This window comes from Idiomarina zobellii (assembly GCF_900100855.1).
Classification (GTDB): domain Bacteria; phylum Pseudomonadota; class Gammaproteobacteria; order Enterobacterales; family Alteromonadaceae; genus Idiomarina; species Idiomarina zobellii.
In genome coordinates this window covers 34,044-60,605 of the sequence record NZ_FNCB01000008.1, presented here as the reverse complement: position 1 = coordinate 60,605, position 26,562 = coordinate 34,044, and the positions used below count along the sequence as shown (strand labels likewise).

23 protein-coding genes are annotated in these 26,562 nt (G+C 48.0%); 7 read left to right on the top strand and 16 right to left on the bottom strand.

Translation table 11 applies throughout. From position 1 onward, the window contains the following. Positions 1-11: 11 nt before the first annotated feature. The 4 genes from hemL to BLT32_RS08330 form a co-directional block, all read right to left on the bottom strand. The gene (gene hemL, locus BLT32_RS08345; protein ID WP_053953880.1) at positions 12-1,295 is read right to left on the bottom strand and encodes a glutamate-1-semialdehyde 2,1-aminomutase; all 1,284 of its coding nucleotides are present in this window, start codon (positions 1,293-1,295) and stop codon (positions 12-14) included. A 15-nt stretch (positions 1,296-1,310) separates the two neighbouring features. Then, on the bottom strand, positions 1,311-2,324 hold the full coding sequence (locus BLT32_RS08340; RefSeq protein WP_053953881.1) for an aspartate carbamoyltransferase: 1,014 nt from the start codon (positions 2,322-2,324) through the stop codon (positions 1,311-1,313). A gap of 70 nt (positions 2,325-2,394) precedes the next feature. Further along, on the bottom strand, positions 2,395-2,826 hold the full coding sequence (hemJ, locus tag BLT32_RS08335) for a protoporphyrinogen oxidase HemJ (protein ID WP_053953882.1): 432 nt from the start codon (positions 2,824-2,826) through the stop codon (positions 2,395-2,397). After that, complete coding sequence (locus BLT32_RS08330) at positions 2,823-4,511, bottom strand: chloride channel protein (RefSeq protein ID WP_053953883.1); 1,689 nt, start codon at positions 4,509-4,511, stop codon at positions 2,823-2,825. The genes hemJ and BLT32_RS08330 overlap by 4 nt, the downstream gene beginning before the upstream one ends. Before the next feature lie 94 nt (positions 4,512-4,605). Between BLT32_RS08330 and BLT32_RS08325 the strand changes: the two genes are divergently transcribed. The 3 genes from BLT32_RS08325 (at position 4,606) to pepQ (ending at position 7,159) form a co-directional block, all read left to right on the top strand. Continuing rightward, the gene (locus BLT32_RS08325; RefSeq protein ID WP_053953884.1) at positions 4,606-5,352 is read left to right on the top strand and encodes a DUF6776 family protein; all 747 of its coding nucleotides are present in this window, start codon (positions 4,606-4,608) and stop codon (positions 5,350-5,352) included. A gap of 55 nt (positions 5,353-5,407) precedes the next feature. After that, positions 5,408-5,758 (top strand): iron-sulfur cluster insertion protein ErpA, encoded by a 351-nt coding sequence (erpA, locus tag BLT32_RS08320; protein WP_053953885.1) that lies wholly within the window; start codon positions 5,408-5,410, stop codon positions 5,756-5,758. Between the two features lie 81 nt (positions 5,759-5,839). Then, entirely contained in the window at positions 5,840-7,159 is a 1,320-nt protein-coding gene (gene pepQ, locus BLT32_RS08315; RefSeq protein WP_053953886.1) for a Xaa-Pro dipeptidase, read from the top strand. A gap of 15 nt (positions 7,160-7,174) precedes the next feature. On the opposite strand, the gene BLT32_RS08310 is transcribed toward pepQ, so the two are convergent. Then, a complete protein-coding gene (locus tag BLT32_RS08310; RefSeq protein WP_053953887.1) occupies positions 7,175-8,281 on the bottom strand; it encodes an anhydro-N-acetylmuramic acid kinase in 1,107 nt (368 codons plus the stop codon). Next, a complete protein-coding gene (locus tag BLT32_RS08305; RefSeq protein WP_082343233.1) occupies positions 8,281-9,597 on the bottom strand; it encodes an OapA family protein in 1,317 nt (438 codons plus the stop codon). The genes BLT32_RS08310 and BLT32_RS08305 overlap by 1 nt, the downstream gene beginning before the upstream one ends. Positions 9,598-9,801: 204 nt before the next feature. Between BLT32_RS08305 and tyrS the strand changes: the two genes are divergently transcribed. Then, positions 9,802-11,007, top strand: a complete 1,206-nt coding sequence (tyrS, locus tag BLT32_RS08300; protein ID WP_053953888.1) for a tyrosine--tRNA ligase — start codon at positions 9,802-9,804, stop codon at positions 11,005-11,007. Between the two features lie 78 nt (positions 11,008-11,085). Here tyrS and BLT32_RS08295 read toward each other — a convergent pair whose 3' ends face one another. Genes BLT32_RS08295 through BLT32_RS08265 form a run of 7 tightly spaced genes read right to left on the bottom strand, consistent with a single transcriptional unit; the run spans position 11,086 to position 19,716 of the window. After that, entirely contained in the window at positions 11,086-13,086 is a 2,001-nt protein-coding gene (locus BLT32_RS08295) for a methyl-accepting chemotaxis protein (RefSeq protein WP_053953889.1), read from the bottom strand. A gap of 38 nt (positions 13,087-13,124) precedes the next feature. Then, complete coding sequence (locus BLT32_RS08290) at positions 13,125-13,937, bottom strand: symmetrical bis(5'-nucleosyl)-tetraphosphatase (RefSeq protein WP_053953890.1); 813 nt, start codon at positions 13,935-13,937, stop codon at positions 13,125-13,127. A gap of 2 nt (positions 13,938-13,939) precedes the next feature. Next, on the bottom strand, positions 13,940-14,311 hold the full coding sequence (gene apaG, locus BLT32_RS08285) for a Co2+/Mg2+ efflux protein ApaG (RefSeq protein ID WP_053953891.1): 372 nt from the start codon (positions 14,309-14,311) through the stop codon (positions 13,940-13,942). A 3-nt stretch (positions 14,312-14,314) separates the two neighbouring features. Then, complete coding sequence (gene rsmA, locus BLT32_RS08280) at positions 14,315-15,133, bottom strand: 16S rRNA (adenine(1518)-N(6)/adenine(1519)-N(6))-dimethyltransferase RsmA (RefSeq protein WP_053953892.1); 819 nt, start codon at positions 15,131-15,133, stop codon at positions 14,315-14,317. Then, positions 15,126-16,118, bottom strand: a complete 993-nt coding sequence (gene pdxA, locus BLT32_RS08275) for a 4-hydroxythreonine-4-phosphate dehydrogenase PdxA (RefSeq protein ID WP_053953893.1) — start codon at positions 16,116-16,118, stop codon at positions 15,126-15,128. Before pdxA ends, rsmA begins: the two co-directional genes overlap by 8 nt. Further along, positions 16,115-17,413: a peptidylprolyl isomerase SurA gene (surA, locus tag BLT32_RS08270; RefSeq protein WP_053953894.1), complete on the bottom strand. Its 1,299-nt coding sequence runs from the start codon at positions 17,411-17,413 to the stop codon at positions 16,115-16,117. Before surA ends, pdxA begins: the two co-directional genes overlap by 4 nt. A gap of 11 nt (positions 17,414-17,424) precedes the next feature. Then, positions 17,425-19,716, bottom strand: coding sequence for an LPS-assembly protein LptD (locus BLT32_RS08265; protein ID WP_053953895.1), 2,292 nt, complete (start codon positions 19,714-19,716; stop codon positions 17,425-17,427). Positions 19,717-19,841: 125 nt separating this feature from the next. On the opposite strand from BLT32_RS08265, the gene BLT32_RS08260 reads away from it, so the two are divergent. The 3 genes from BLT32_RS08260 to djlA are packed head-to-tail and all read left to right on the top strand — an operon-like array spanning position 19,842 to position 22,350. Then, positions 19,842-20,843 carry an aminoglycoside phosphotransferase family protein gene (locus BLT32_RS08260; RefSeq protein WP_053953896.1) on the top strand — a complete coding sequence of 334 codons (1,002 nt, stop codon included), beginning with the start codon at positions 19,842-19,844 and terminating at the stop codon, positions 20,841-20,843. Beyond that, complete coding sequence (gene murU / locus BLT32_RS08255) at positions 20,840-21,517, top strand: N-acetylmuramate alpha-1-phosphate uridylyltransferase MurU (protein ID WP_053953897.1); 678 nt, start codon at positions 20,840-20,842, stop codon at positions 21,515-21,517. Before BLT32_RS08260 ends, murU begins: the two co-directional genes overlap by 4 nt. Further along, positions 21,514-22,350: a co-chaperone DjlA gene (gene djlA, locus BLT32_RS08250; RefSeq protein ID WP_053953898.1), complete on the top strand. Its 837-nt coding sequence runs from the start codon at positions 21,514-21,516 to the stop codon at positions 22,348-22,350. The genes murU and djlA overlap by 4 nt, the downstream gene beginning before the upstream one ends. Positions 22,351-22,356: 6 nt before the next feature. On the opposite strand, the gene BLT32_RS08245 is transcribed toward djlA, so the two are convergent. The 3 genes from BLT32_RS08245 to rapA are packed head-to-tail and all read right to left on the bottom strand — an operon-like array spanning position 22,357 to position 26,519. Then, positions 22,357-23,148 (bottom strand): DUF3530 family protein, encoded by a 792-nt coding sequence (locus tag BLT32_RS08245; protein ID WP_053953899.1) that lies wholly within the window; start codon positions 23,146-23,148, stop codon positions 22,357-22,359. Between the two features lie 54 nt (positions 23,149-23,202). Then, entirely contained in the window at positions 23,203-23,859 is a 657-nt protein-coding gene (locus BLT32_RS08240) for a pseudouridine synthase (RefSeq protein WP_053953900.1), read from the bottom strand. Beyond that, the gene (rapA, locus tag BLT32_RS08235) at positions 23,859-26,519 is read right to left on the bottom strand and encodes an RNA polymerase-associated protein RapA (protein ID WP_053953901.1); all 2,661 of its coding nucleotides are present in this window, start codon (positions 26,517-26,519) and stop codon (positions 23,859-23,861) included. Before rapA ends, BLT32_RS08240 begins: the two co-directional genes overlap by 1 nt. Positions 26,520-26,562: the final 43 nt, after the last annotated feature.

Sequence of the window (26,562 nt, the reverse complement as noted above, 5' to 3'; positions counted from 1 at the left end):
GGGCTGTTGATTTACTTCAGTTGAGTAAAGGCTTTTTCCGCCGCTTGTAAGGTCTTCTCAATGTCATCTTCAGTGTGTGCCGCTGACATGAAACCGCCTTCAAACGCAGAAGGCGCAAGGTATACCCCTTCATTCAGCATAGCGTGGTAGAACGCTTTGAAATGCTCCATATTGCACTGAGTTGCCTGCGCATACGACTTCACTTCCGGCTCTTCAGTAAAGAAGAAACCAAACATAGAGCCGGCACGATTCGTTGTCATTGGCACGCCCGCTCTATTGGCGCGTTCTTGTAGACCATCCACTAACGCATCGACGCGTTGGTAGAGTTGGTCGTAAAGCCCAGGCGTTGATAACTGCTGCAACGCAGCTAAGCCCGCTGACATGGCGACTGGGTTACCTGACAAGGTACCGGCCTGATACACTGGACCAACTGGCGCAATGTAGTCCATGACTTCTTTCTTACCGCCAAATGCACCAACCGGCATACCGCCACCAATTACTTTTCCTAAGGTGGTTAAGTCGGGAGTAATGCCGTAGCGTTCTTGAGCACCGCCGGGCGCAACGCGGAAGCCGGTCATGACTTCGTCAAAAATAAGTACTGAACCGTACTCGTCACAAACGTCACGCAGGCCTTCTAAAAAGCCGGGAACAGGCGGGATACAGTTCATATTGCCGGCAACCGGCTCAACGATAATACAAGCAATATCGTCGCCGAACTCTTTAAATGCCTCTTTAACTGAATCGATGTCGTTGTAGTTAACAGTTAGCGTGTGCTTGGCTAAGTCTTCCGGAATGCCCGGAGAATTTGGAACACCCAAAGTCAGCGCGCCAGAGCCTGCTTTCACCAACAACGAGTCAGCATGACCATGATAGTTGCCTTCAAACTTCAGAATTTTGTCACGGCCGGTGTAGCCACGCGCTAGGCGGATAGCCGTCATGGTGGCTTCGGTGCCGGAGTTCACCATACGAACCTTTTCAATCGACGGTACGATTTTGCGAATGGTTTCCGCCATAGTGATTTCAATTTCCGTTGGCGTACCAAAGCTTAAACCACGTTTTGCAGCCGCTAAGGTTGCTTCTAAAACGGCAGGGTGGTTGTGCCCGAGAATCATTGGCCCCCATGAGCCAACGTAGTCAATGTAACGTTTACCGTCGGCATCAAACATATAAGCGCCTTCTGCGCTTTCAAAAAATATGGGGGTGCCACCTACGCCACTAAAGGCGCGAACAGGCGAGTTAACGCCGCCGGGAATACTAATTTGTGCTTGTTTGAATAAATCTTCTGAACGACTCATGCCGCAGTTACCTCTTTATAATTGGCTTTTTTCGCTGTACCAAATGACGTCACATTCATGCTTGTCGACTTGATCAACGACGCCGAGTGTCAGTGCAAATAGTGCCATCCGAATGAGCACTCCGTTATCAGCCTGCCTGAAAATTGCCAGGTTTGGGTTCTGGTTGAGGTCATTATCGAGCTCATTCGCTTCTGCTCGGGAATCCCTCGGTAACGGATGCATAATGACGGTATTGGGTTTGTAGTGCTTGGTATAAATTTCCTGATTTAAACGAAATTTACCGCGATATTGATCAGCGTCTTCGGGACTTGCGAAGCGCTCTTGCTGGATACGGGTTTGATACACAATGTCGGCATCGACAATGCCGTCGACCTTTTCTGTGACAGTGACCTGATGACCCGCGTTCTCCAGAGTGGCTAAGACGGACTCTGGCATCGACAATTCACGCGGAGAAATCAGCGTAAACTTAATGTTTTTATACATGGACAATAGTGTCGACAGCGAGTGCACCGTACGCCCGTACTTTAAGTCACCAATCATGCAGATGTGCATGTTATCGATGCTCTGCTGATGGTAAGCCAGCTCTTTCTCAATGGTATACAGGTCGAGAAGTGCCTGAGTCGGGTGCTCGTTGGCACCATCACCACCATTAATCACCGGTACCCGGCTGCCACTGGCAAACTCTTTCACCGAGCCGGACTTAGGGTGGCGCATAGCGATAACATCGCTGTAGCTGCTAAGTACGCGGGCGGTGTCGTAGAGAGACTCGCCTTTGGCAATAGCTGAGCTTTCCATGCCTGTGGTTTCGCGAACTTCGCCACCTAGCAGGTTAAACGCAGTGCCGAAACTGACTCGGGTACGAGTCGAAGGTTCGAAAAACAGGTTGCCGAGAATGGCGCCATCTAATACCCGGGTGCGTTTTTTACGACGGGCGTAGGGCTGCATTTTATCAGCAACGGAAAAGATATAGTCGATACTGTCTCGGTCGAATTGGTTGACTGAGAGAATGTTGGAACCGGTGAAATTCATCAATAGGTGCGCCTCTGCCGCAGAATGTCACTGGACGCACACTATAGCAAAGTCAGCCCAGTTTTAGAATCTAATACGGCTTCACTACGGCTAAAATAATAATCGCAAAAAGCGCCAGAACCGGTAGCTCGTTAAAGACTCGATAGAAACGGTGACTTTTCGTGTTTTTACCGTTTTTGAAGTCTTTCAGAAGTTTGAAGCAGTAGCCGTGATAAGCGTATAAGAGCGTCACCAAAACTAGCTTGGCGTGTAGCCAGCCACTGGCGGCAAACCAAGCTGAACCGTAGGCAAAAATAAGTACCAGGCCAAAAACTAAGGTCAGAATGGCAAAAGGAGTTACAAAAAAAAGTAAGCGCCTTTCCATGACACAGAACTGGTCATGCACGGCTGGTTTGGCGTTCATGGCGTGATACACAAACAGCCGGGGTAAGTAAAAAATACCTGCGAACCAGGCGACCATAAAGGCAATATGAAGTGCTTTAACCCATAAAATCCACGTCATGCTAACTCTCTTTGTAATGCTTTTCGGACAGTTTCCCAGGTGACTATGCCACATGGGTGTTCACCGTTTGATTCATAAATATACACCGCACCGCGGCGTTGTTGTCCAATTTCATCGTACACTTCAGCTAGTGTTGACGTAATACGCAAACCCTTAATGGGTGTATAGCTCAAACTTGGACTGTCACCGGCAGTAATGTCATAGGAGACAAGGCGGTACAAAGGTTGGTTGTCTTCATCCACTGACATGACGATAACGGTTTTAGCCTGCGCGGACTCGAGCGAGTCGACCAGCTCATTCTGAGTCGGCTCAAGCAAAAGTTTAAAGTCGGTTTCCATAACATTTTCAACGCCGGTTTTTTGCAGCGCCACATGCACAGGTGCCAATTGGTAGGGAAGATCTTGTAACTCTAACTGAGCGATAAAAATCGATTTCGACTTAAACAGCTGGCTGGATATCAGGTAGGCGGGAACAATAACCAGCATTGCCGGAATAATAATTTCCACACTGCGTGACAACTCAACGATAGCCAGTAATGCTGCCATAGGTGCGTGGATACAGGCCGCCAGAATACCGGCCATACCCAATAGAATAAAGCTGTCAAAAGACAGAGCTTGCTGAATACCCAGCACGTCAACAGCACCGACAAAGACCGCGGCGATAATGGCACCAATACCGAACACCGCACCAATTAACCCGCCGGGGATACCCATGCCAAGAGCAATGGCAGCGGCAAATAGCTTAGCAAGCAATAAGGTTGTTAATAGTGACATTTCGCCCTGGTGATTAATCACCTGCTCAATAGCGGTTAGCCCGGGACCTAAACTGGTTGGAATAATAACTGCCAGAGAAGCGGTGATAATGCCTGCGAACAGTAGCCGGGTCAGTAAGGACATGTCTTTGACTGTATCCATTACATCCAGCATGAGTTTTTTGAAGATAACGCCGACGACGCCTAACACGACACCAAGAATAACCACCCAAGGCAACTGAGTGGTTGGAATGTCTTGTGCCGATAACATGGCCAACTCTGACGCAACGCCGAAAATTTCTTCGGTGATTAATGACCCGGCGACGGCTGACAGCATGACTGGAATAAAGACGTGGACTTTGTATTCCCGCAGTACCACTTCCATAACCAATACCATAGCGGCAAGTGGGGTATTAAAAGAAGCCGCAATAGCCGCTGCAATACCGCAGGCGGCAAGCGTGCGTAAGGCGTTTTTAGGGGCATCGACATGGAAGCCGAGCCAAGTCGATGCGGCGGCTCCTAAATGAACTGCGGGACCTTCGCGGCCGACACTGTACCCGGCAATCAGGGCAATAATTCCACCAAAAAACTGGTTAACGGTGCTGCGCCAAGGAAGCATGCCGTAATGTTGTTTCATGCGATGAATAACATAAGGAATGCCCATACGAACGTAGCGCGAGCCTGACAAACGAAAAATACCGTAAATTAATAACGCCGCCGCAATGGGTATGGTAAAACGAAGCGTTGTCGGCAAGGGTTCTTGCCAGTAAGTGTCGTTACCAATGAGATGAGCGCCGTACTCAATGGCAAAACGGAAACCGGCAATCATTAAAGCAGCAAGTACGCCACCGGCAAGCCCTAATAGACAGATAGCAATTGTTGTCGTTGGCATGGCCAATTGTTTGCGTAACTGCTGTCGTAATAAAGGCGCCATTTAGTGTTGTTCCTTAAACGAAACCCGGGCTCGAGGCTTGCATATTTATCAATAACATATCAGCATAAGCGGCTAATGGAAATGAGCGAGCATTATGAAGCAGTACTTTAATCTCAAATATTGGCAAAAAAGGTTCGGAAGGCTGCCTGTTTTCTTCGCGGTGGCAGGTCTACTGATTCTGTTTGCTTATCTGGCATATCTTGCCGGCGTTTGGCATGCAAAGTCGTTAAAAGAAACGGTCAGCGAACAGTCCGCACAACTTGATGATATGTATGAGCGCCTGGAACAGATGGAATACCAACGTCATGTTATGCAAGTAGAGTTGGATATTGAGCGTTCATCGAACCAAAGCCTGCAAGACGAGTTAACTGCGCTACAAAACGACAACTACGCATTACGTCGAGACCTCGCTTTTTACCAAAAGATAATGGCGCCTGAGTTGCAGGAAAGTGGCGTGACTATCGACTCCATAACAGTGACACCAAACCAGGCAGATAAGCATTTCCACTTCTCCTTGGCGGTTCTGCAAATTGAGCAACGCAGGCGCTTTGTTGAAGGGCGTGTCGCCATCGACCTGGTTGGTCGCATAGACGGTCAGAAAAAGCGCTTTGATTTAATGAAGCTTGCCAACATTAGCGGCGACGACCGTACCTTTACCATGCGTTATTTTTCGATTTACGAAGGTGATTTCTTCATGCCCGAGGGCTTCGTGCCTGAGCGTATTGACGTATCGGTGACATTAACCGATGGTGGTCGCGGCACGTTGAACCGTTCGTTTTTTTGGAAGGACATTCGCAAAGGTAAACCGGCGCCGAACGTCAGAACCGACGGCGATACTTGACCAAAATAGTCAGGTAAGAGAAAATGCCGATAGAGTTCAACAAAGGTGAAACACTATGAGCAGTTCTGCGGAAACAGCGGTACCTATTGAGTTTACCGAACAAGCCGCAAAAAAAGTGAGCCAACTCATTGCGGAAGAAGAAAATCCGAACCTTAAGTTGCGCGTTTATGTAACGGGCGGCGGGTGCTCGGGCTTTCAGTATGGCTTCACCTTTGACGAAACCCCTAACCCGGGTGACATGCAGGTGGAAAAAGAAGGAGTCACGTTGTTAGTGGATCCCATGAGTCTCCAGTATTTAATGGGCGGTATTGTCAGCTATGAAGAGGGCTTGCAGGGTTCGCGCTTCTTCGTCGACAACCCTAATGCCACTACAACCTGTGGTTGCGGTTCAAGCTTTTCTATCTAGTCTTTACAGGACGTCCGCTTCAGCTGAAAACTGGGCTTATTTGCGCTAAAATGACCTCACCATTTGTTGTGAGGTTTTTTTATGAGTGCATACGCTGAACATATCAAAACGGTTTGTGAGCGCTTCGACAAAGCACTGGCAGATACCGGTTTTGAATCGACCCTGGTTTACTCAGGTCAGCCACGAGTCGATTTTCTTGACGACAACGCGCCGCCTTATCGCGTCAACCCGCTGTTTAAATACTGGGTACCTGTTACTGAAAGCCCCAAAAGTGCGATTTTTTATCGCAAAGGCAGTCAGCGTCCTACCGTTTATCTATTCCAGGCCAGAGACTTCTGGCACGCTCCGGTTGATGTGCCCGAAGAAGAATGGCAGCAGTATGTCGACCTAAAAATTATCGATGACCTCAGTATTATGACTGATGATATCGGCAGTGAGCTGGCGAATACTGCATTTATCGGTGAGGATTTTGCAGAGCCGGTTCATAGCTGGAACGTAAAAGCGCGTAACCCACAAAACCTGATTGATCATCTGCACTTCCACCGAGCCATTAAAACCGAGTGGGAACTTGAGAACTTGCGTGAAGCCAATAAGCTGGCAGCAAAAGCGCATGTCGCCGCAAAAGAAGCTTTCTACGCTGAAAAAAGTGAGCTGGAAATTCATCACGCGTATTTGGCCGCCATTAACTTTCGTGAGTCACAGGTGCCCTATAACAGCATTGTCGCTTTAAACAGTCACTCTGCGATTTTACATTACGATGTCTATGACACAGAGCCGCCGAAGCAATTTCGTTCGTTCTTAATTGATGCGGGGGCACGTTACCGAGGCTACTGTGCCGATATCACGCGTTCATACGCATACGAAGAAGGTTTTTACGCTGACTTAGTAGAAGCAATGGATAATGCTCAGAAAGAGTTACTCAGCGAAATTAAGCCGGGCGTTAATTACTACGACTTACATGTGTCTATGCACCTGAAAGTAGCTAAAATCCTGAGTGACTTTGGCTTTATCAATGGCGATGCACAAAGTATTTACGACAAGGGTTATACCAGTGCCTTTATGCCGCACGGTCTTGGCCACTTTATTGGCTTACAGGTTCATGACGTTGGTGGCTTCCTGAAGTCTGACGACGGCAGCAGCTATGAGCGTAGTGAGCGTCACCCATTCTTGCGTTTATTGCGTGACATTGAAGAAGGTCAGGTCTTTACAATTGAACCGGGGCTTTATGTCGTTGACCAGCTGCTTGAAGAGCACAAAGACAGTGATGATATCAACTGGGACAAAGTGGACGAGCTAAGACCGTATGGTGGCGTTCGTATTGAAGACAGCATCGTGGTTGGTAAAGACGGTAACAATGAAAACCTGACTCGTGATGCTTTTAAAGCGCTTGGTGCAGAGTAAGGCTCACTCGTCGGCTCAATAAAATAAAGTTTTAGAGCCTAATACAACCGGGGCGGCTGCACCTGTCACAGCAGGGTGGTTCCCCGGTTTTTTATGCTCATAGCACCAACCTAACCAGGCAAAAGCCATTGCCTCAACCCATTGAGGATCAACCCCTAATGCCAGTGTCGTGTCGTACTTCTTTGTCTCAAGGCGCTGAGTAATTTCTGTTAAAAGTAATTCATTTTTGGTGCCGCCGCCGCAAAAATAAACTTGTTCAGGCTTGGTCGGTAATTTATTAAGTTCGTTACTCAGAGTTTCCGCGGTTAGCACGAGCAAGGTTCTTTGCACATTTTCAGGCGGGTAGTTTGCTTTAATAAGCGGCTTTAAATAGGACAGGTTAAACTCTTCACGGCCAGTACTCTTGGGCGCGGTGCGGGAATAAAAAGGGTGTTTCAGTAAAGCCTCTAAAAGTTCGTCAATGACCTTGCCCTGACGAGCGAAATGACCGCTCTCATCATAGCTTTTGTTCGCATCGCAGTGTTGTATCCACTGGTCCATTAAAGTGTTTGCCGGGCCGGTATCGAAACCAAGCAGTTGCTGCTCTGGCCCTAGCCAGGTGATGTTTGCAATACCCCCCAAATTGACAATGGCAACGCTTTTCCCCGGCTGAGCGAAAACATGTTGGTGAAAAGCGGGCACTAATGGTGCGCCCTGACCGCCGGCCGCTACGTCTTTGCGGCGAAAGTCGTGTATGACATTAACTTGAGTTTTGAAAGCCAGCCTAGAAGGGTCGCCTAATTGCAGTGTATACGGAGCGCTATGACTTGGCTTGTGGCGAACTGTTTGGCCATGACTGGCTATAGCTGTGACGCTTTTCGCCGGAATTTTGGCTTCACTCAGTAACTTATTCACGGCAGCAGCGGAATGCTCAGCGAATAACACATCAAGCTCTGCCAGCTCATCCGCGTTCCAGTGATCACTAATGCTGAGTGTTAATAGCCGGGCGCGTAATTCAGAGGGAAGTGTATAGCTGTGTGACGCATCGAGCTTCAGTTTTCCATCGGCCGTTATAGCAACCAGCACGGCGTCAATCGCGTCCATGCTGGTTCCTGACATTAAGCCAATATAACGTTCGGACATTACCTCATTGCCAGATAAACACGTTTATTGTCGTTTAATATCGCAATAATTTGGTCGGCTTGCTGGCGGAATGATGGCAGCTCCGACTCAGCCAATGATTTGGCTTGTGGCAGTTCAACTGTTCGAGGGTTTCTGTGTACCCCATCAACCAAGAACTCATAATGTAAGTGCGCACCGGTTACGCGGCCTGTCGCACCCACACGACCAATAACCTGGCCCTGTTTGACTCGGTCGCCAGTTCTGACGTGTTTGCGGCTTAAGTGTAAATATTTAGTGGTATAACGCTCGCCGTGTTGCACAAAAATATAATTACCATTTAAGTGGCTATAACCGGCTTGAACAACTTTACCGTCGCCAGATGACATAACAGGCGTGCCGGTCGATGCGGCGTAGTCAATGCCGTTGTGCGGACGCACACGGCCTGTAACCGGGTGCAAGCGGCGAGGATTAAAGCTTGAGCTTATGTACGTAAAGTTAACCGGCGAGCGTAAGAATGTTTTACGCATTGCTCGCCCATTTGGTGTGTAATATTGGCCATTGTCATGCAATATGGCCTGGAAGTGCTCGTCTCGGTTGACGAACTCCGCCGCAAGAATTTTTCCGTAACCGACAAATTCGCCGTCGACATAGTGGGTTTCAAATAAAACACTGAACTCGTCGTTTTTACGTAAATCGAGGGCAAAGTCGATATCCCAACCAAAAATATTCGCAATTCGCATAATCTGGTTATCGGTTAGTCCGGCACCGATACCCGCGTTCCAGAAACTGGAATCAATAACGGCGTGTGCAAACTCGGTACGCACCTCAACGTCTTTGGTTTCGACTTCTGCGACAAAGCTGTCTTTTTGACGGGTGATAATGAGCGTGTCGGTACCGTTAATATCGTGCGCTAACTGAACCAGTTTGTCGCTTGAATCCGTTGCAAAGCGCAGTAAGTCACCGGGGTGTACTTTACGCAATAGCTTCGCTTCTTCACCTGACTCAGTGACGCGGTAAAGCTCTTGTGCACTAAAACCTAACTTACTAAAAATGTCAGCCAGGTTATCGCCAGACTTGATTTGATAGGTTTGCCAATGCAATTCTTGTGCTGAATTGTCTTCGCTGTTGCCGTTGTTCTCAAAGGCCAGTTCCAATTGGTAACGTTTACCTGGAACCAGCTGATCAACGGAGGCTGTGTTCTTTGACGCCGTAGCCGGTTCTGAAGGAATCACCAACAAAATGAGTAGGGCAACACTAATCGCGCTGATTAGTATTTTATGAGAATGCGGAAGCTGCAGGAACATCCGCTGCATTTGAGAAACTACTTTCAATGTCATATTTAGCGCACTTTAGAACAAACTTTCTTTATTATGATTACCCATGCAAACGATACACAGGGTGTACTCGTTTACGACCTCAGAATAACCTTATGGTTTCGAGGATAATACGAAAAAACGCAGAATACCAGTTTCTGCGCTTAAAACAGTGTTAAGAATGGCGTAAAATAATGGGTTTGACTGGGCAATCGATGGAGAGGTTTGATGAAAACAGAAGTGGCAGAGGCGATAGCTGAGATTACACGTGGTGCCGAAGAGGTTCTGCTGGAAAAAGAATTGGCGGAAAAGCTGGAAAGTGGCAAGCCTCTGATTGTTAAGGCTGGCTTCGATCCAACCGCTCCCGATTTGCACCTGGGTCACACGGTTCTAATTAATAAATTGCGAGTCTTGCAGGACTTTGGTCATAAAATTGTGTTCCTTATTGGTGATTTTACCGGAATGATTGGCGACCCAACGGGGAAAAATGTGACTCGCAAGCCGCTAACGCCGGAAGAAGTGGCGGCTAATGCCGAAACCTATAAAGAGCAAGTCTTTAAAATTCTCGACCCTGAAAAGACAGACATTCGCTTTAACTCAGAATGGATGTCGAAAATGGGCGCTGCGGACATGATTAAACTTGCAGCCCGTCAAACAGTTGCCCGCATGCTAGAGCGTGATGACTTTAAAAAGCGCTACCAAAATAACCAGTCTATTGCGATTCACGAATTTTTGTACCCTCTGGTTCAGGGTTGGGACTCTGTCGAGCTTAAAGCTGACATCGAGCTAGGTGGTACAGACCAGCGTTTCAACCTGCTAATGGGGCGTGAACTGCAAAAAGAAGAAGGTCAGCGTCCGCAAACGGTCATTATGACGCCGTTACTGGAAGGTCTGGATGGCGTTCAGAAAATGTCGAAGTCGCTGAATAACTACATTGGCATTACTGAATCACCCAACGACATGTTCGGTAAGATAATGTCAGTGTCGGATGAATTAATGTGGCGTTACTTTGACCTTCTAAGCTTCCGCTCTATTGCAGAAATAGATGGCTTGAAAGCCGATGTGGCTGCGGGCAAGAACCCGCGTGATGTCAAAGTGCTGTTGGCGAAAGAGATTATCGCACGCTTCCATTCTGATGAGGCCGCAGAAAAAGCCGAACAGGACTTTATTCAGCGCTTTCAGAAAAATGCACTGCCTGACGAGATTGAAGAAAAGACCATAGCGGTCGGCTCTGAAGGTATGGGTATTGCTAATGTACTAAAAGAAGCGGGGCTTGTTCAGTCAACGTCTGAAGCATTACGAATGCTGAAACAAAATGCAGTGAAACTTGATGGCGAACGTTTTACCGATAAAAACTACGTATGCACCGATAAAGACTCTGGGGTGTATCAGGTGGGTAAACGTCGTTTTGCGAAGCTGACACTGACAATCTAATTACATCGTCCCTCAATAAAAACGCCGGTCACCTTAAAAGTGACCGCGTTTTTTTATAACTACTCTTTTTACAGGCTGTTAAACCCGGAAGCTCTTAATAGAGTCTTGCAGCTCATCAGCCAGCTTGGCAACTTCATTAGAAGCCTGGGCTGTTTGCTTAGAGCCGGAAGCGGTTTGTTCGGCAATAGAAACAATCGACTCCAGTCGCTCACTAATGTCGTGAGCGGTACGGCTTTGCTCTTGAGCGGCATTAGCAATGTGATTACTGCTATCAGATGCCTGATGTACCGATTCCGTAATTGACTGCAACGCCTGGGCTGCTTCGTCCGACTGCTGAACACTAAGCTCGGCCTGTTCGCGGCCACGGTTCATAACTTCTACCGCGCGCTTCGAGTCATTCTGCAGGTTTTCAATCATATCCTGAATTTCTTCAGTCGACTCTTGGGTACGGCTTGCTAGCGTGCGAACTTCATCAGCTACTACGGCGAAGCCTCGGCCTTGCTCGCCGGCTCGGGCGGCCTCAATAGCCGCGTTCAACGCAAGTAAGTTAGTCTGGTCAGCAATGCCGCGGATAACATCCAGGATGCCGCCGATATTACTGCTGTTCTCAGACAGTTGATCGATGACCTGGGATGCGCCCTGAATTTCGTGAGCTAACTGCTCAATAGTAGAGCGGTTTTTATCTGAAATTTCACGGACACGTTTTGCTTCATCGTCAGAATGCTGAATTTCGCGTAGAGCCTGGTCAGCGCCTTCAGCCATTTCACTGGCGGTGTTATTCATTTCCTGGGTCGCAGTTGCAACCTGCTCAATTTGACGGCGTTGTTCATCTATTGCGTTGGTAGTTTCGTCAGATACATTTGATGATTGCTCGGCTGCCGTTGCCAGTTGTGTAGCACGGTTCGCTATGCCTTCAATAAGCTTGCGAAGGTTACCCGTTAACTTATTAGTGTTTGTTGCCAACTCACCAAATTCATCTTGTGCGTCATAATCAACACGCTCAGTCAGGTTACCTTCTGCCATAATATTCAGCATGTGGTTAACACGCGACAGAGGTCGGCTGATACTGCGTACAGTTAACCAGGAAATCAGCACGGCTAATGCAATAGAAATAACCGTAATAATGCTGTTTATCCAGCTGCTGGTTGAAATTGAATCGGCTGCTGAGTTACGGCTGTCTTCGGCAATGTTTCGAACCGCTGTTTGCAATTCATCGGTTTGTGTCATCAGCGTATCAGACTGTTGCTGCGCCTGATCAAGAGTTTGGCCTGCATCGACACGACGTTGCTGGCGCAAAATAACGTTATCTGGATAAGAGCCAGCACCCTGCAGTTGATCAATGGCGTTGCGTACTGTTGTTACTGCATCGTCGACCATTTGCTCAGCACTGCCTGTCGATTCATTGTCTAATGCGTCGAGACGAGGACGAATGCTGTCGATATTGATATCAATTTCGCTCTTAATAACATTTGCTGAGTCGAGGTCGTTGGTTTTGTTTAAGTCGTACATTAGAGTTATCAAACTAGACAATGATGACTCAACATTGCTGGCTTCGCGCGCAACAACCTCGTTATTCGACATATCCATGGTGTCGAGTAGCATGATGGCTGCGTCATCTATACTGAAGGCTATTTCGTCAAGCTGATCGGCGGTGGTGCTTCGAAGTTCAAGGTACTCACGCTGATAGTTAAACAGTTGATCGATAAGGTCAACGTACTGTGTTACTGCAGCTTCTGTGTTGTTAATAAGTGCGCTTTGCCCTTCACCCTTGATTAGTCGTTGAAGGTCTTCTAATGAGCTCATAAGCGACTCTTCGGAAGTGTCAAATTCGCCGCGGTATGATTCTATTGCCGATAATGACTCTGCGTAATAAGTTTCGAGTTGAAGACCCGAAAGTTCTAGCGTATCAACCTTAATGGCCGCCACTTCGTTCAGAGCAGGCATGGCTTTGTCGTTAACGTTGTCGACGGATGAGCCAATGCTGTTAATGTTGAACAGTGAGCTCAAACTGATGACGAGTAAAAGCAGGGTTATGATGGCAAATCCACCAATCACTCGCATAGCAACCGTTATTTTCATGAAACCTTCCTCAGCACAGCAATGATTATCTTTGTATTCTAAGCACTAAACGCATTCTGGTAGTAAAATTTGTCGTTACTCAGGTCGTACAGCGTCATGTATTGTCCCCAAACACACCCGGTATCTAACGCGAGAATGTCCTGGCGATGGGTATTACCCATTAATGCAGCCCAATGTCCGAATAATAACCGATAGTCGCTGCCTGACCAAAAGTTAAACCATGGTTGCAAGTCATCCTGCGACGAATGTTGATTCGGATCATCTTTACGGGTTAAATCCAACTCGGCGTTTGGGTGACAATAGCGCATTCGTGTAAATGCGTTCACTATAAAACGGTATCGGTCAAATCCGCTAAGACTTGAGTCCCATTTTGAAGGCTTATTACTAAACATACTTTTAATAAAGTCTTCAAAATCATTGTTGTTCAAAACAGCGGAGACTTCGTCGGCATAGGTTTGAGCTTCTTCGACAGACCACCACGGGTAAATTCCAGCGTGTGAAATAACGGTCGATGGGTTTAACTGTTGCATGAGCGGTTGACTGCGTAACCAATCTACCCAATCCAGCTTCTCCGATGCCGTTAAAATACCGCTGAGCTTGTCGTTACGTTTTGCTTTTCTATGTCCAAGCAAAACAGCCACTAAGTTAAGGTCGTGGTTACCCAGTACCGTGTGGACGGAGTGTTCATTTTCATAAAAAAAGCGGATGGCATCTGCTGAATCGGGCCCCCGAGCTACTATGTCGCCGACACACCAAAGTTGGTCCGTTTTATGGCTAAAGCCAACGGTTTCCAGTAATGCCATAAGCTCACGGTAACAGCCCTGAATGTCACCGACTGCGTAAGTTGCCATAATTAATGAATAATATTCGGAATAGCGAGGCGGAAAGACGGAATATCCGCTTTAAATTGCTCACCGTTTTCGTCGATCATCACGTAATGGCCTTCCATTGTACCAATGGGAGTCGCTAAGACAGTGCCACTGGTATAGCTGAAAGACTCGCCCGCTTGTAAAACAGGCTGCTGACCAACAACCCCGTCACCGGCGACTCGAGTGATCTTATTTTCAGCATCGGTAATGCGCCATTCTCGAGCCAGCAGTTGTACCTGCTGAGAGGTCGTATTCGTAATGGTGATGGTATACGAAAATACATATTGCTCGGACTCAGGAGAAGACTGTGCCGATAAGTAGTGTGTATTGACTTCAATCTCGATTATGCCTGCCATAAATTACTCAGCCTGCTCAGTTAACCAATCTGAAAGCTTGCAATAATCCTCAACGGATAGCGTTTCTGGTCTTGCTGAAGGGTCAATACCCAGAGACTCTAACTGTTCAGCGGGTATTAGCCCCTTGAGGTTATTTCTTATTGTTTTACGACGTTGATTAAAAGCTGTCAAACACAAACTGTGTAGCTGTTTGCGGTCTTTAACCGGGTACGGGCTGTCTTTATACGGCGTTAAACGTACTACGGCTGACTCTACCTTGGGTGGCGGTGTAAATGCTGATGGTGGCACGTAAACAACCGGCGTCACTTCACAAGCCTGTTGTACACCAACGCTAATGCGACCATAGTTTTTTGAGCCAGGTTGTGCCGCTAAACGGTCGACGACTTCTTTTTGCAGCATAAAGTGCATATCTTCAATGCTGTCTGCGAATGACAGTAAATGAAAAATCAACGGCGTGGATATATTGTAAGGTAAGTTACCGAACACACGAACTGGCTTTTCCGCGGCAAATTGGCGAAAGTCAGTCTTAAGTGCATCGGCTTCTATTACGTCGAGCTTTTGGTTTAAAAACGGGTGCGTACGCAAGCGTTCAACCAAGTCACGGTCAATTTCGACAACTTTCAAATGACCGCTGCGATCGGCCACTGGCTCGGTTAATGCAGCTAAACCGGGACCAATTTCAATTAAGTTTTCGCCCGGTTCAGGGTTAATGGCATCAACAATTTCTTCGATAATGCCATCGTCATTCAAAAAGTTTTGACCGAAGCGCTTACGAGCGCGGTGACCCAGGTGGGTCTGGGAATGATTGTGGTGTTTACTCATAATAACTTGCGTTTGCCATATCAATAGCGGTTTGTATTGCCAAGCGGCAGCTACCGTCGTTTATATTGCCGGTACCCGCTAAGTCGAGTGCCGTACCATGGTCAACCGATGTTCTAATGTAGGGCAGACCGAGTGTAATATTGACCGCTTGCCCAAAGCCTTTGTATTTTAAGACTGGCAGTCCCTGGTCATGGTACATGGCGACAACAGCACTGGCGTCGTCCAAATATTTGGGCTGAAAGATGGTATCAGCCGGGTACGGGCCATGTAAGTTCATGCCGCCAGCATTGAGTGTTTCGATGACTGGCGCAATGGTATCAATTTCCTCATGACCTAAATGTCCGGATTCACCCGCATGGGGGTTCAAACCGCACACTAAAATTTTAGGTTGAACTTCTCCAAACTTGTTGGTCAAGTCGTTGTGCAAAATCGTCAAAATATTGGTTAAGCGTTCTTTGGTAATTGCTTTGGAAACGTACGCCAAAGGTATGTGAGTGGTGACTAATGCAACGCGTAACCCCTCGGTTGCCAACATCATGACAACGTCATTACAGTCGGCCTCGTGAGCTAAAAACTCGGTGTGCCCGGAAAACGCGACGCCGGCCTGATTAATGACGCCTTTATGCACGGGACCTGTCACTATAGCGTCGAACTCTCCGGCTAGGTTGCCGTCTGAGGCGCGCTTTAAGCAATCAACAACGTAATGGCCATTGGCGACGGTAAGTTCACCCGCTGTTACTGGCTCACAAACCGGCAAATGCTCTACCCATAAGTGCCCGGCTTCGTGCTTAGGCACTTTTTGCCCCTTTTCGTACTTATGGAACGTCACCGGCAAGTTCAGAAGCTCTGCCCTTTCCCGTAACATATTTTTGTCAGCACAAACGACAACAGCAGCCTCTAAGGGCTGCTGCGCCACTTTTAAAATTAAATCCGGGCCAATACCAGCGGGCTCGCCCGGAGTAAATATCAGGGTTGGGTAACTCACTCAGCAACCCGTCTTATGTAAGCTTGATCGCGCATTTCCTGCTGCCAGTTGTCCAACTCTTCACGGAACTTACGACTAAACAACATTTGGTAAGCACGCTCTTGTTTGCTTTCGTCCGTTGTGTCGGTTGTGCGTCTGTCTGTCACTTCGACAATGTGCCAACCGAACTGAGTCTTAAAGGGTTCACTAATGGTATTTGCAGCAATGGTTTCTACTTTCTCTTTAAACTCAGGCGCGTACTTGTCAGGACGAGCCCAGCCTAGGTCACCACCGCGTGATGCAGAACCCGGGTCTGACGAATGCTCTTTGGCTAATTCGTCAAAGGTTTTCTCGCCGGCAGCAATTTGTTCGCGGAATGTGTTTAGCATTTCTTTTGCTTTATTGTCCGATAAAATTACTGATGGCTGAATAAGAATGTGTCGAGCTTTCACTTCTTCGACTTCAACGGTTTGCTCGCCGCGTTTGTCCTGAACTTTCAGAATATGGAAACCAACACCACTGCGAATAGGGCCAACCACTTCACCAGCAGGTTTTCCATCCACCGCTTCTGCGAACAAGGTTGGCATGCTGTTAATTGTCATCCAGCCCATGTCACCGCCATCTAATGCGGCAGAGCCTGAAGAGGAGCGAATTGCTAAGTCAGAAAAGTCGCTGCCTTCGTCCAGTAAACGAAGGACGGTGTCAGCACGATCTTTCGCTTTTTCCAGCTCACTTTGCGATGAATTAGAGTCTGCAGCAATAAGAATTTGCCCTAAGCGGTATTCGGTTTGAGTGCTTTGGTTACTGTCTATTAGCTTGACCAGGTTATTAATTTCCTGAGGCGTAATAGAAACACGTTGTTGAACGGCTGCGCGCTGAACTTGCTGGATGGTAATTTCATTACGAACGTTCTCACGGTAGCTTGCCCAACTAATACCATTGTCAGCCATTTTTTGGCGGAGCTCATCAATGCTCAGGTTCTGCTCTTGCGCAATACCGTTAATGGCTTGCTCCAGTTGAGAGTCATTAACCTCAATGCCCATTCTATCGGCCATTTGTAGTTGAATTTCCTGCAAAATCAGTCGCTCTATAGCCTGAGTTTCCAACACTTCGTCAGAAGGTGCGTTCGCAGAGTTGAAGTTGTTACCGGCTTTTACTTGTTGCACCAGTTGATCAATTTGGCTTTGTAATACAACGCCATCATCAACAACCACAACAACCCGGTCCAGAAGTTGTTGTGCGTGAGTTGTATTACTGACCAGCAAAGGCGTCGCCAGAAGCATTGCCGTTGCAAAAAAAGCTACCAATTTTTTCATTCTACCTACCACTAGTTACTGAGATAAAAAGGACGGCGATAACCGTACGTACTTTTCTCAAGCATATCTATCAGCCCCCGGTTGTCAGAGGCCAAACCGCTAATAATAAATTGTATGCTAATACCATTGTCAAACTCGGTATCAGCGTTGATTGTCGCATTGTTAAATGCAGGTTCAAGGTCACGATTAATGCGTCGGTAAGCGCTGACGCGAACAGCCCAGCAACAATTGCTGTATTGAATGCCTACCATAGCATCATTTACCCGGTCGTGTGTTAAGTCATAAAACACATTGGCGGCGACTTGCCATTGTTTACTGGCGGCAAATACGGCCTGAGTACCCACTTGCTCAATATCGTTGTTAAGAATGTTGGTGGCCTTACGATGACTCACCTGCACCAAATTACCGCTGTTTTTCCGGTACTCCAGTGCGGTCTGACTCTTACGAGTGCTGTTAAGTTCCGTATCGTATTGAATGGAGCTTTTCAGTGACCACTCGTCAGTCATAGCCCAGTTGATATCCGCCACCCATTCGCTGTTACTGGAGGTGAAGGTAGGCTCTTCCGTTTCTTCAATTAACAGTGCTGTGCGGCTGTCTTCAATGTTATATATTTGCCCGAGGCTGGCTCGTAATACTTCGCGCTCATTATCTGTAAAGAGACTGGTGGTTAAGCCGTAAGTTATCTGGTTGGCTTCGGCAATGCGGTCTAGCCCAGAAAAACGACGGCTGCGAAATAAACCGTAATAGTCATCCTGCAAAAGAGCTGTGTCATAAATACCGATGTTCTGCTGATTTTCATAAGGTACATATAAGTACTGAATTTGCGGCGACAAGGTTTGACGGTAGCCATCGCTGGTGCTTCTCTCTAAATGCAGTTGAGCCTGCAGCCGCGCTCTGGGCAATGTCCGGGTGACATCTTCGTCTAGCCGGATGTCGTCGCTTTGTTGCTGGTAGCGAGTAAATAAGTAAGACAGTTCAGCTTCTGCGTCAAAAGCTGGTTTTTCATAGCGGTACTTGAAGCTGGGCTCGATATGAGCTCGCGTCGCGTAATTACTCGCCCTGTCTTGATTCTGGAAATAAGTGAGTTCAGTGTAAAGGTTGGTGCTAAAACCGGTAAACTTATTTTGCTGATAGTTCAGGCTTATTTGCGGCAGCGTTCGGAATGGGCTTAAGTAGTCGCCCAAAATCTCGTAATCTTCCGTTCGAACCTGAGCCGTCCAGTTTTCATTGATGTAATCAAGTTGAGCTACCCGGTATAAGTGAGTGTCAGCACGCCCGGCAAAGTCGCTGCCAAAATCATTTAAGTAGTTATCATCACTTATTTGCGTGCCGTCCAGGTACAGGCTCAACTTATCGTTAAATTGGGTTTTATGTTGAACATGCCAAAGGTAACGACTGTCTTCGGTGGCAATAGCTTTGTCACTATTTAAATATTCAAGGTTTAGCTGGCCGGCGCTTTCATCAAATAAATAACGATACTCCCCGGTCAGCATGGTGCCGCGCTCAGACATATAAACCGGCGCTACCGTGGCATCCATGTTTGGTGCAATATTGAAGTAATAAGGAACTTCAACTTCAAAGCCGTTATTAGATGACGAGTCAAAGGTTGGATACAAAAAGCCGGTTTTGCGGGCGTCGCTTATTGGGAAGTTGAAGTACGGTAAATAAAGAATGGGTACGTCAAAGAGTTCGAAACGGGCATGCCAGGCTTCACCGAAGTCGCTGTTCTCGTCTATTTCAATGCGCTCTGCTCTTAATTGCCAGGCTGGCGTGTCGCCGGGGCAGGTGGTGAAGCTGGAGTCTTGCAGAAGCACTTGTTGCTGTGACAAGAACAGCAGCTCGGCGTGTCCCCGAGCGTTGACGTTCTCCAGTCGATAGTCGCTGGAGTAAAGTCGGGCTTCGTTGCTGTTTAAATCCAGAAACAGCGATTCACCACTGACGTTTAAGTAGCCGTCGCTGAAGTTAATACCATTGCTGGCTTCAATTTGACCTTTTTGCTGATCAAGGGTTGCCGCTTGAGTTGACAGCCACTGGCCATTGCGCTGAATAATGACATTACCTTCAAAGTAAGCTTTGTCATTGGATAGAATACGAGTCGACTTAGACTCAACGCCTATCTCGCCAGCCTTTGTTGCTTGCAGGCGCACGGACTTATCGGCGATGCTCTCAACAGGCACTGCCTGGCATACCATAGGTTGGGATACTGAATTTTGCGGCGCTGCTGATGCCAAACCTGAAAGCGTTAAAAGCAGGACAGCCAGTAGCGACGTTACTGTGGTAAGCCTAAGTAACAAATGAGTCATCCGTTTTGGTTGTTGTTAGCGTTATTGTATCTGCGTAAAGGGCAATATAATAAAGCAATTTTGTTTGTTTCGCTATTTGATACACTGCAAGTTTAGGCACATAAAGCATATTTCTGGAGGACATTTTGGAAGATAAGCGAGAGCTGGCTCTGCAAGCCTGGTGTGAGTCGCAAACCGGAGTAACACAACCTACCCTGGAAGTGGTGTCGGGAGATGCCAGTTTTCGTCGTTATTTTAGAGCGACTAACGGCCGTGAGAGCCTTATTGCGGTTGACTGTCCTCCAGATAAAGAGCCTATGGAACCTTTTTTGGCGGTTGCTGAAGCGTACCGTGATGCTGGCGTTACTGTACCGGAAGTGATTGCGGCTGACACTGAACATGGCTTTATGCTGCAGTCAGATTTTGGCCAAATTTTGTTACTGAGTAAGCTTCACGCGCGCAATGCCCGTCAATTTTATGAGCAAGCCCTTGCTGCATTACCTAATATTATGGATGTCACCAACACCCGAAAAGGGGACTTGCCCAAGTTTGATAAAGCGCTGTTGGAACGTGAGTTAGGGTTGTTCAAAGACTGGTTATTGGGAACTCATTTAACCATAAGCTGGCAGCCTGAAGATGAACGTATTTGGAAGGACTTTTGCGACAAAATGATCAGTAATGCATTGTCGCAACCCCAGGTTGGCGTGCATCGCGACTATCATTCCAGAAACTTAATGCTGCTGAGCGATGACCGTATTGGCATTATCGACTTTCAGGATGCAGTGGTGGGCCCTATTACTTATGACGCTGCGTCGCTGTTGCGCGACTGCTACATCGAGTGGCCAGATGCATTGGTTGATGAGTTGAGTGATCGTTTGCGCCAACATTTAATAGAAACGAACCGATTAGCAGCACAGACTGGCTTAGCCCAGTGGCAACAGTGGTTTGACTTAATGGGCATGCAGCGGCATACCAAAGCGGCAGGCATTTTTGCACGACTGGCACATCGCGACAAAAAGCCGGGGTACCTGCAGGACGTGCCCAGAACCTTGGGTTATTTAGAACGCGTCAGCCAGCGATACAGTGAGCTGGAAGAATATAACGCCTGGCTCAATGAGCGTGTGTTGCCAGCGTGGGAGCAGCAATGAAAGCAATGATTTTAGCTGCAGGTCGCGGGCAACGTATGCGTCCACTGACCGATAACCAGCCAAAACCCCTGCTGCCTGTCGCCGGAAAGCCCTTATTGGCTTTCCACTTAGAAAAGCTCGCAAAGGCAGGAGTGACAGAAGTGGTTATTAACCATGCCTGGAAAGGCGAGCAAATTGAACACTTTGTTGGAGACGGCTCTGACTGGCAGATTCAGGTGTCATTCTCTCCGGAGCCCGAGGGCGGACTTGAAACCGCCGGCGGTATTATTCAAGCACTGCAGCTGCTCGGAGATGATCCTTTCTGGGTCATTAACGGGGATATTTGGACAGACTGGGATTACTCTGAGCTGCCGAAAAGCCTACCCGATGATAAGCTGGCGCATTTGCTGATGGTTGATAACCCACCGCATAATCCTGACGGTGACTTTGGTGTTGTCGACGGCTGCTTAGTTGAAAAGCCGCTAGGTGAATCAAAAACCTTTGCGGGTATTGGCTTGTATCGAAAAGAGTTACTGCAGCCATACCCTGAGGGCAAACTTCCGTTAAAACCGTTTTTTGAGAAAGCCATATCAGAACAAAACGTCCTTGCCTCTGTAATGAAAGGTCTTTGGACAGATGTAGGCACACCGGAGCGGCTTGAGCAACTGAATCAACAAGTAAGGAAGTATCAATGATTTGGGGAAAGGTAATAGGTGCGTTAGCCGGTTTCGCTTTTATGAAGTGGCCCGGGGCTATTTTGGGGGCGTTGGTTGGTCATTGGTTTGACCGTGGTATGGCTCAGGACTTTTCCAAGCGGGGTGCCTGGGGACGCTTCTTATACGGTGCTGAAAAAGCGGTGGGGGATGCAAACTTTATTTATACCCTATTTGCGGTGATGGGGCATGTGGCCAAAGCGAAAGGGCGAGTGACTGAGCGTGACATTGCACAAGCGCAGTATTTAATGCAGCAATTAAAACTGGGAACAGATGCCACCAAAGAAGCGCAAGATGCTTTTCGTGAAGGCAAAGAACCCACTTTTCCATTGCAACAAGTGATGAAAGATTTTAGTGCGTCGTTTTACGGCAATCGAGATGTTCTTCAGCTGTTCATGGAGCAATTAATTGGCCTGGCGCTGAACGATGGCGTGCTTGAAAAAGCTGAGCATGAAGTCTTGGTGGACGTGGCGAAAGCCTTAGGTTTTACGCGTTTTCAGCTCGATCAGTGGCTAATGATGGAAAAAGCGGCGTTTCGCTTTCATCAACAGCGTCAGCGCAGTCACGCCGGCAGCGGTGGACGCCAGTCGTCGACGAAAAGTGATTTAGAAGACGCTTACCAAATATTGGGTGTCACTGAAAAAAACAGCAATGCGGAAATTAAAAAGGCGTACAGGAAGTTGATGGCGCGACACCATCCGGACAAGCTGGCTTCACAAGGGCTTCCGGAAGAGGTGATGAAGCAGGCGCAGCAAAAAGCTCGTGACATTCAGGCGGCGTATGAACAGGTGAAAGAGCACCGAAACATTCGGTAGTTGTGGTTAATAACCGTGGAATTCGAGCCAGCCTTTTACGGTAGAGCGCAGCTCTTTTCGTCCTGAGTTACCGGAACTGAGTAGTTTTCGCTGACGGTAAGAAACGTGTTGGTATTTGGTGGCGAGTTTTTTTCGTAATGTCCACTGAGCGTCGAGCCAGTGATTACTCTCGGCAGTTCGAATATCCAGAATAGGCAGCGGCGACTTAGCGATTCGTTCCGACAGCGCCTTGTTGAAATGATACTGAGGAATGTAAGCATTCACTATCACCAATGCATCGGGCATCATTGAGGGTGTTTTTTCGAGTAACCGCAACGTAATATCGGCGGTTATTCCCTCTACAACCCAAACGGCAAACCCAGGCCGGCTTAGGGTTTCGTCCTGCAATAGCGCTATGCGGTTTTCAAGCGCAGCAACTAAAGGTTCAAATACACTGTCATCGGCTTGCTGTGGAAAATGCGTGCTTGTAGCGGGCGTTTGCAGGTTGTCTGTACGAATTGTGTTATCCGGTGGTGTCAACGCCCAGGTGGTCCAGCCAAAGTCCGGTGCGACGTTGTACAAATAACTGACATAAAATGACTGCAGCGGATGATAATGCCAGTCGGGAATAAGCGTCATTTGTCCACTCTCAAACGCCTGTAAATATTCTTTTTTTAGCACTAAAAAGCGTGCAGCGTCACCGTCCGTTAACCAATGAAGCTGGTCTTCGGGAAGGTAACGCTGCAAATCGTCCTGTGCATTCAACACAGGAGCAGTGACGAAAAACAGCAAAAAGGCGATAAGAAAATGACGTTTCATAGTCGTAATATCGGCTTTAGGGAACGGAACTTGATAATAAAAAGGCGTAAAAAATTAAAAAGGCAGCGGGCTTGTGAAAGTAACGGCTTGCTCGGTGAGAGGGTGGGCAATCGTTAATGAATGAGCATGTAAGTGTAATCGCTCAGTCATGTTAAAGGCGTCAGTGTGTGCGTAAAACTTGTCCCCCAAAATGGGGCAACCTAACGCCTGCATGTGGACGCGAAGCTGGTGTGAACGTCCGGTATGCGGGTAGAGCTCAACCCGTGAATAGTTTTCATTAGTTGCTAACACGCGGTAACCCGTGGTGCTGTCTTTGCCGGTGAAGAAGTCCATGTGTTGGCGAGGGCGGTTCGGCCAGTCACACGACAGCGGGAGTTCAACAACGCCTTGTTGCGCTGGTAAGCGGCTCCACACGTCAGCAATGTACGTCTTTTTAGTCACGCGCTGCTGAAATTGACGGCTAATATGGCTTTGAGCATGGCGAGTTTTTGCCAGCAAAATAACCCCCGAGGTTGCCATGTCGAGTCGGTGAACAACTCGAATATCGGGTAACACACGCTGTGCCCTGGTATATACAGAGTCGCGATGCTCAATATGCTTACCAGGTACACTGAGCAAGCCCCCTGGCTTATCAACCACCAGCAATTCAGAGTCCTCGTAAATAACTTTTAGGTAAGGCTCTAACGGTGGTCGATAATGCAAAAGGGCCATTAGTGATTATTCACCAATATGCGAATAGCTGTTAGCGACAGTTGTGGCTGCTCGGTTGCGGCCAACAAAGTGGCTTGGCGCTCTTTGAGAGCCTCAATTTCTGACTCACGAACGGATGGGTTCACGTCCTTTAATGCTTCCAGACGCTTGAGCTCGCGTTGCAGTGTCTCACTGATTTTTTCTTGCTGCGCCTTAACCAACCGTTCTTGCCAACTGCGAGCTTTGTCCTGGGCTCCGTGTATCAGATCTTGAGCCGGGCCTCGTAACTGCTTCAAAATTTGACGAGCGGTTTTTTTGTCGAGAAAGCTGGCTTGCTGATCAAGTAGCTCCCGTGAGACTTTATCGGACAGTTCTAGGCCCTGACTGTCGAGCAACAAACGCAGGTTACCTTGCGGACAAAATTCCTGAGCCGCGGTTTTAGCAGGAGCCGTTACTGTATTGGTGAAGTCCAGTTCGAGAAACCAGCTGCCTGCCGGAATGGCGGTGTTTTTCATTTGAGTAACGCACGTGCTGCCAAAATCGTCGGCGGACAGCAGTTCTAACGCGGCCTGAACCATCGGATGGTCCCAGCTAAGAAAGTCTACGTCCTCAAAGTTGAGTGCTGTTACCCGGTCGAAGGTGACAGTAATGCCATCCTCCGGCAGACCTGGAAGCCCTGGTATGCGCATGTGTTCGCTGGCGCGAATAAACCAACGATTCTCGTCCAGTACTTCGTTGTTAACACCAAAGCGATCCCAAAATGCGAGCATAAAGTCGGCGACGGTGTCGACGTCTGAGTCTGTTTCAATATGCCCGATAATGCGCTCGGCCTGCTCGGGGCGGCAGGCGTTCATTGCCTGCAGTTTGTCATGACCCTGCTTATTAAGTTCACGCCATGCATCACTCAACTCTTGAGTTTGCTGAATAATGTCGTCGGACAAGGGCTGACGTTTTTGAAGTGCCGCTTCAATGAAGGTGCCAAAGGCGTCGTAAAGTTTACGACCAATAGCATTACACTGGCGGAAGGCATTCATGCCTTGTTCATACCACGGCAGCAAAATGGACTCGCTTGAACCTGAAGTATAAGGCAGATAGATATCAATCGTATTTTGCTGACCAATTCGGTCTAAACGGCCAATGCGCTGCTCGAGTAAATCGGGGTTGGTTGGCAAATCGAATAAAATCAGTTGGCTAACAAACTGAAAGTTACGGCCTTCGCTGCCAATTTCAGAGCATAATAATACTGGGCTGCCGTCTTCTTCACTTGCAAAGAATGCTGCGGAACGGTCACGTTCAGTCAATGTCATGCCCTCATGGAAGGTGGCTGCCTGAACCCCGGCTAAAACGCGCAATGCTTCCGATAAGTCGAGTACCTGCTCAGCGGTTTTACAAATGAGGAGCGCTTTAGTATTGCGATTCTCTTTAATGTGGTTAATGAGCCAGTCGACTCGTGGGTCATCCATCCACCAGGGCATACCCTCTTCTGGCGTAAGCTCAGGCAGTTCTATGGGATGGAATCGGCGCTCGGGAAAGCCGCCAATGTCCGCACGACGGTTTCGGAACATGACTCGACCGGTACCGTATTTATCGAGAAGCTCATCGAGTTTCTCGTTATCGGTAATTGATTCTGCTTGTTCGGCGAGCTCTTTGTAATGCTCTTGCTCTGTTAAAAAGGCTTCGTAGTCATTAAAACGATCAGGATCCAGCAGTTGCAAACGCAGGAAGTGTCCTTCCGAACCCTCTTGCTCAGGCGTTGCTGTTAACAGCAATAGTCCGGGAATGGATTTACACAGTGCTTTGACTTGCGCAAACTCGTCAGCGTCGGGTTGTAAGTGGTGGGCTTCGTCAATGACGAGTAAGTCGAAATCAGCGTCCGACAAAGCACTTTGCCATTTCGGCTCTTTAATAAAGTCACTACTGACAATAATATGCTGCTCAGTGAGAAACGGGTTTCCTGTATCTTCCGAGGCTTGCTCACAACGCTCTTCGTCAAACAGAGTGAAGCTTAAAGCTAAGCGGCGACGCAGTTCGATGAGCCATTGATGCATGAGCGATTCAGGCACCACTATCAGAACTCGACTGGAGCGGTCGGTCATCAGTCGGCGCTTTATGATCATGCCAGCTTCAATAGTTTTACCTAAGCCTACTTCGTCGGCTAAAAGAACGCGTGGGTGGTAGCGGTCAGCCACTGTTTTTGCAATATATAACTGATGTGGCAGTAAGTGCGTGCGCACACCCAAAAGTCCGGCGACTTCGCTGTTTTGATACGCAGCCAAATGCTGATTCGCTTCGCAGCGTAATTGGTACATATCTAAGCGGTCGGCTTGTCCCGCCAGTAAACGGGTCAGCGCTGGGTTGTTGTCAATTTGGTACGACAACTGTGGTTCAGGAACCGTGACTGTTTCCTGGGTGTCCTCGCGTGTGCCGTGGTAAGTGACAATGCCTGCCGCTTCAGACAGCTCCTCAATAATAAAAGTCCAGCCCTCGGCGTGTTTCCCTTGCTGTCCTTCCTGCAATAGGTAACGGGCTAAAGGCGCTTCTTGTGCAGCATATAAGCGCACCTCACCGTTGGCAGGAAACATAACGGTTATGTGGCGTCCCTCTGCTTGTGTGATAAGGCCAAGCCCCATTTCCGTTTCAGTTTCACTGAGATACCGTTGGCCGACTCTAAATTCACTCACTGCAGAACTCCCAATCGCTTTATTTAAGGGCGGCAATGGTACT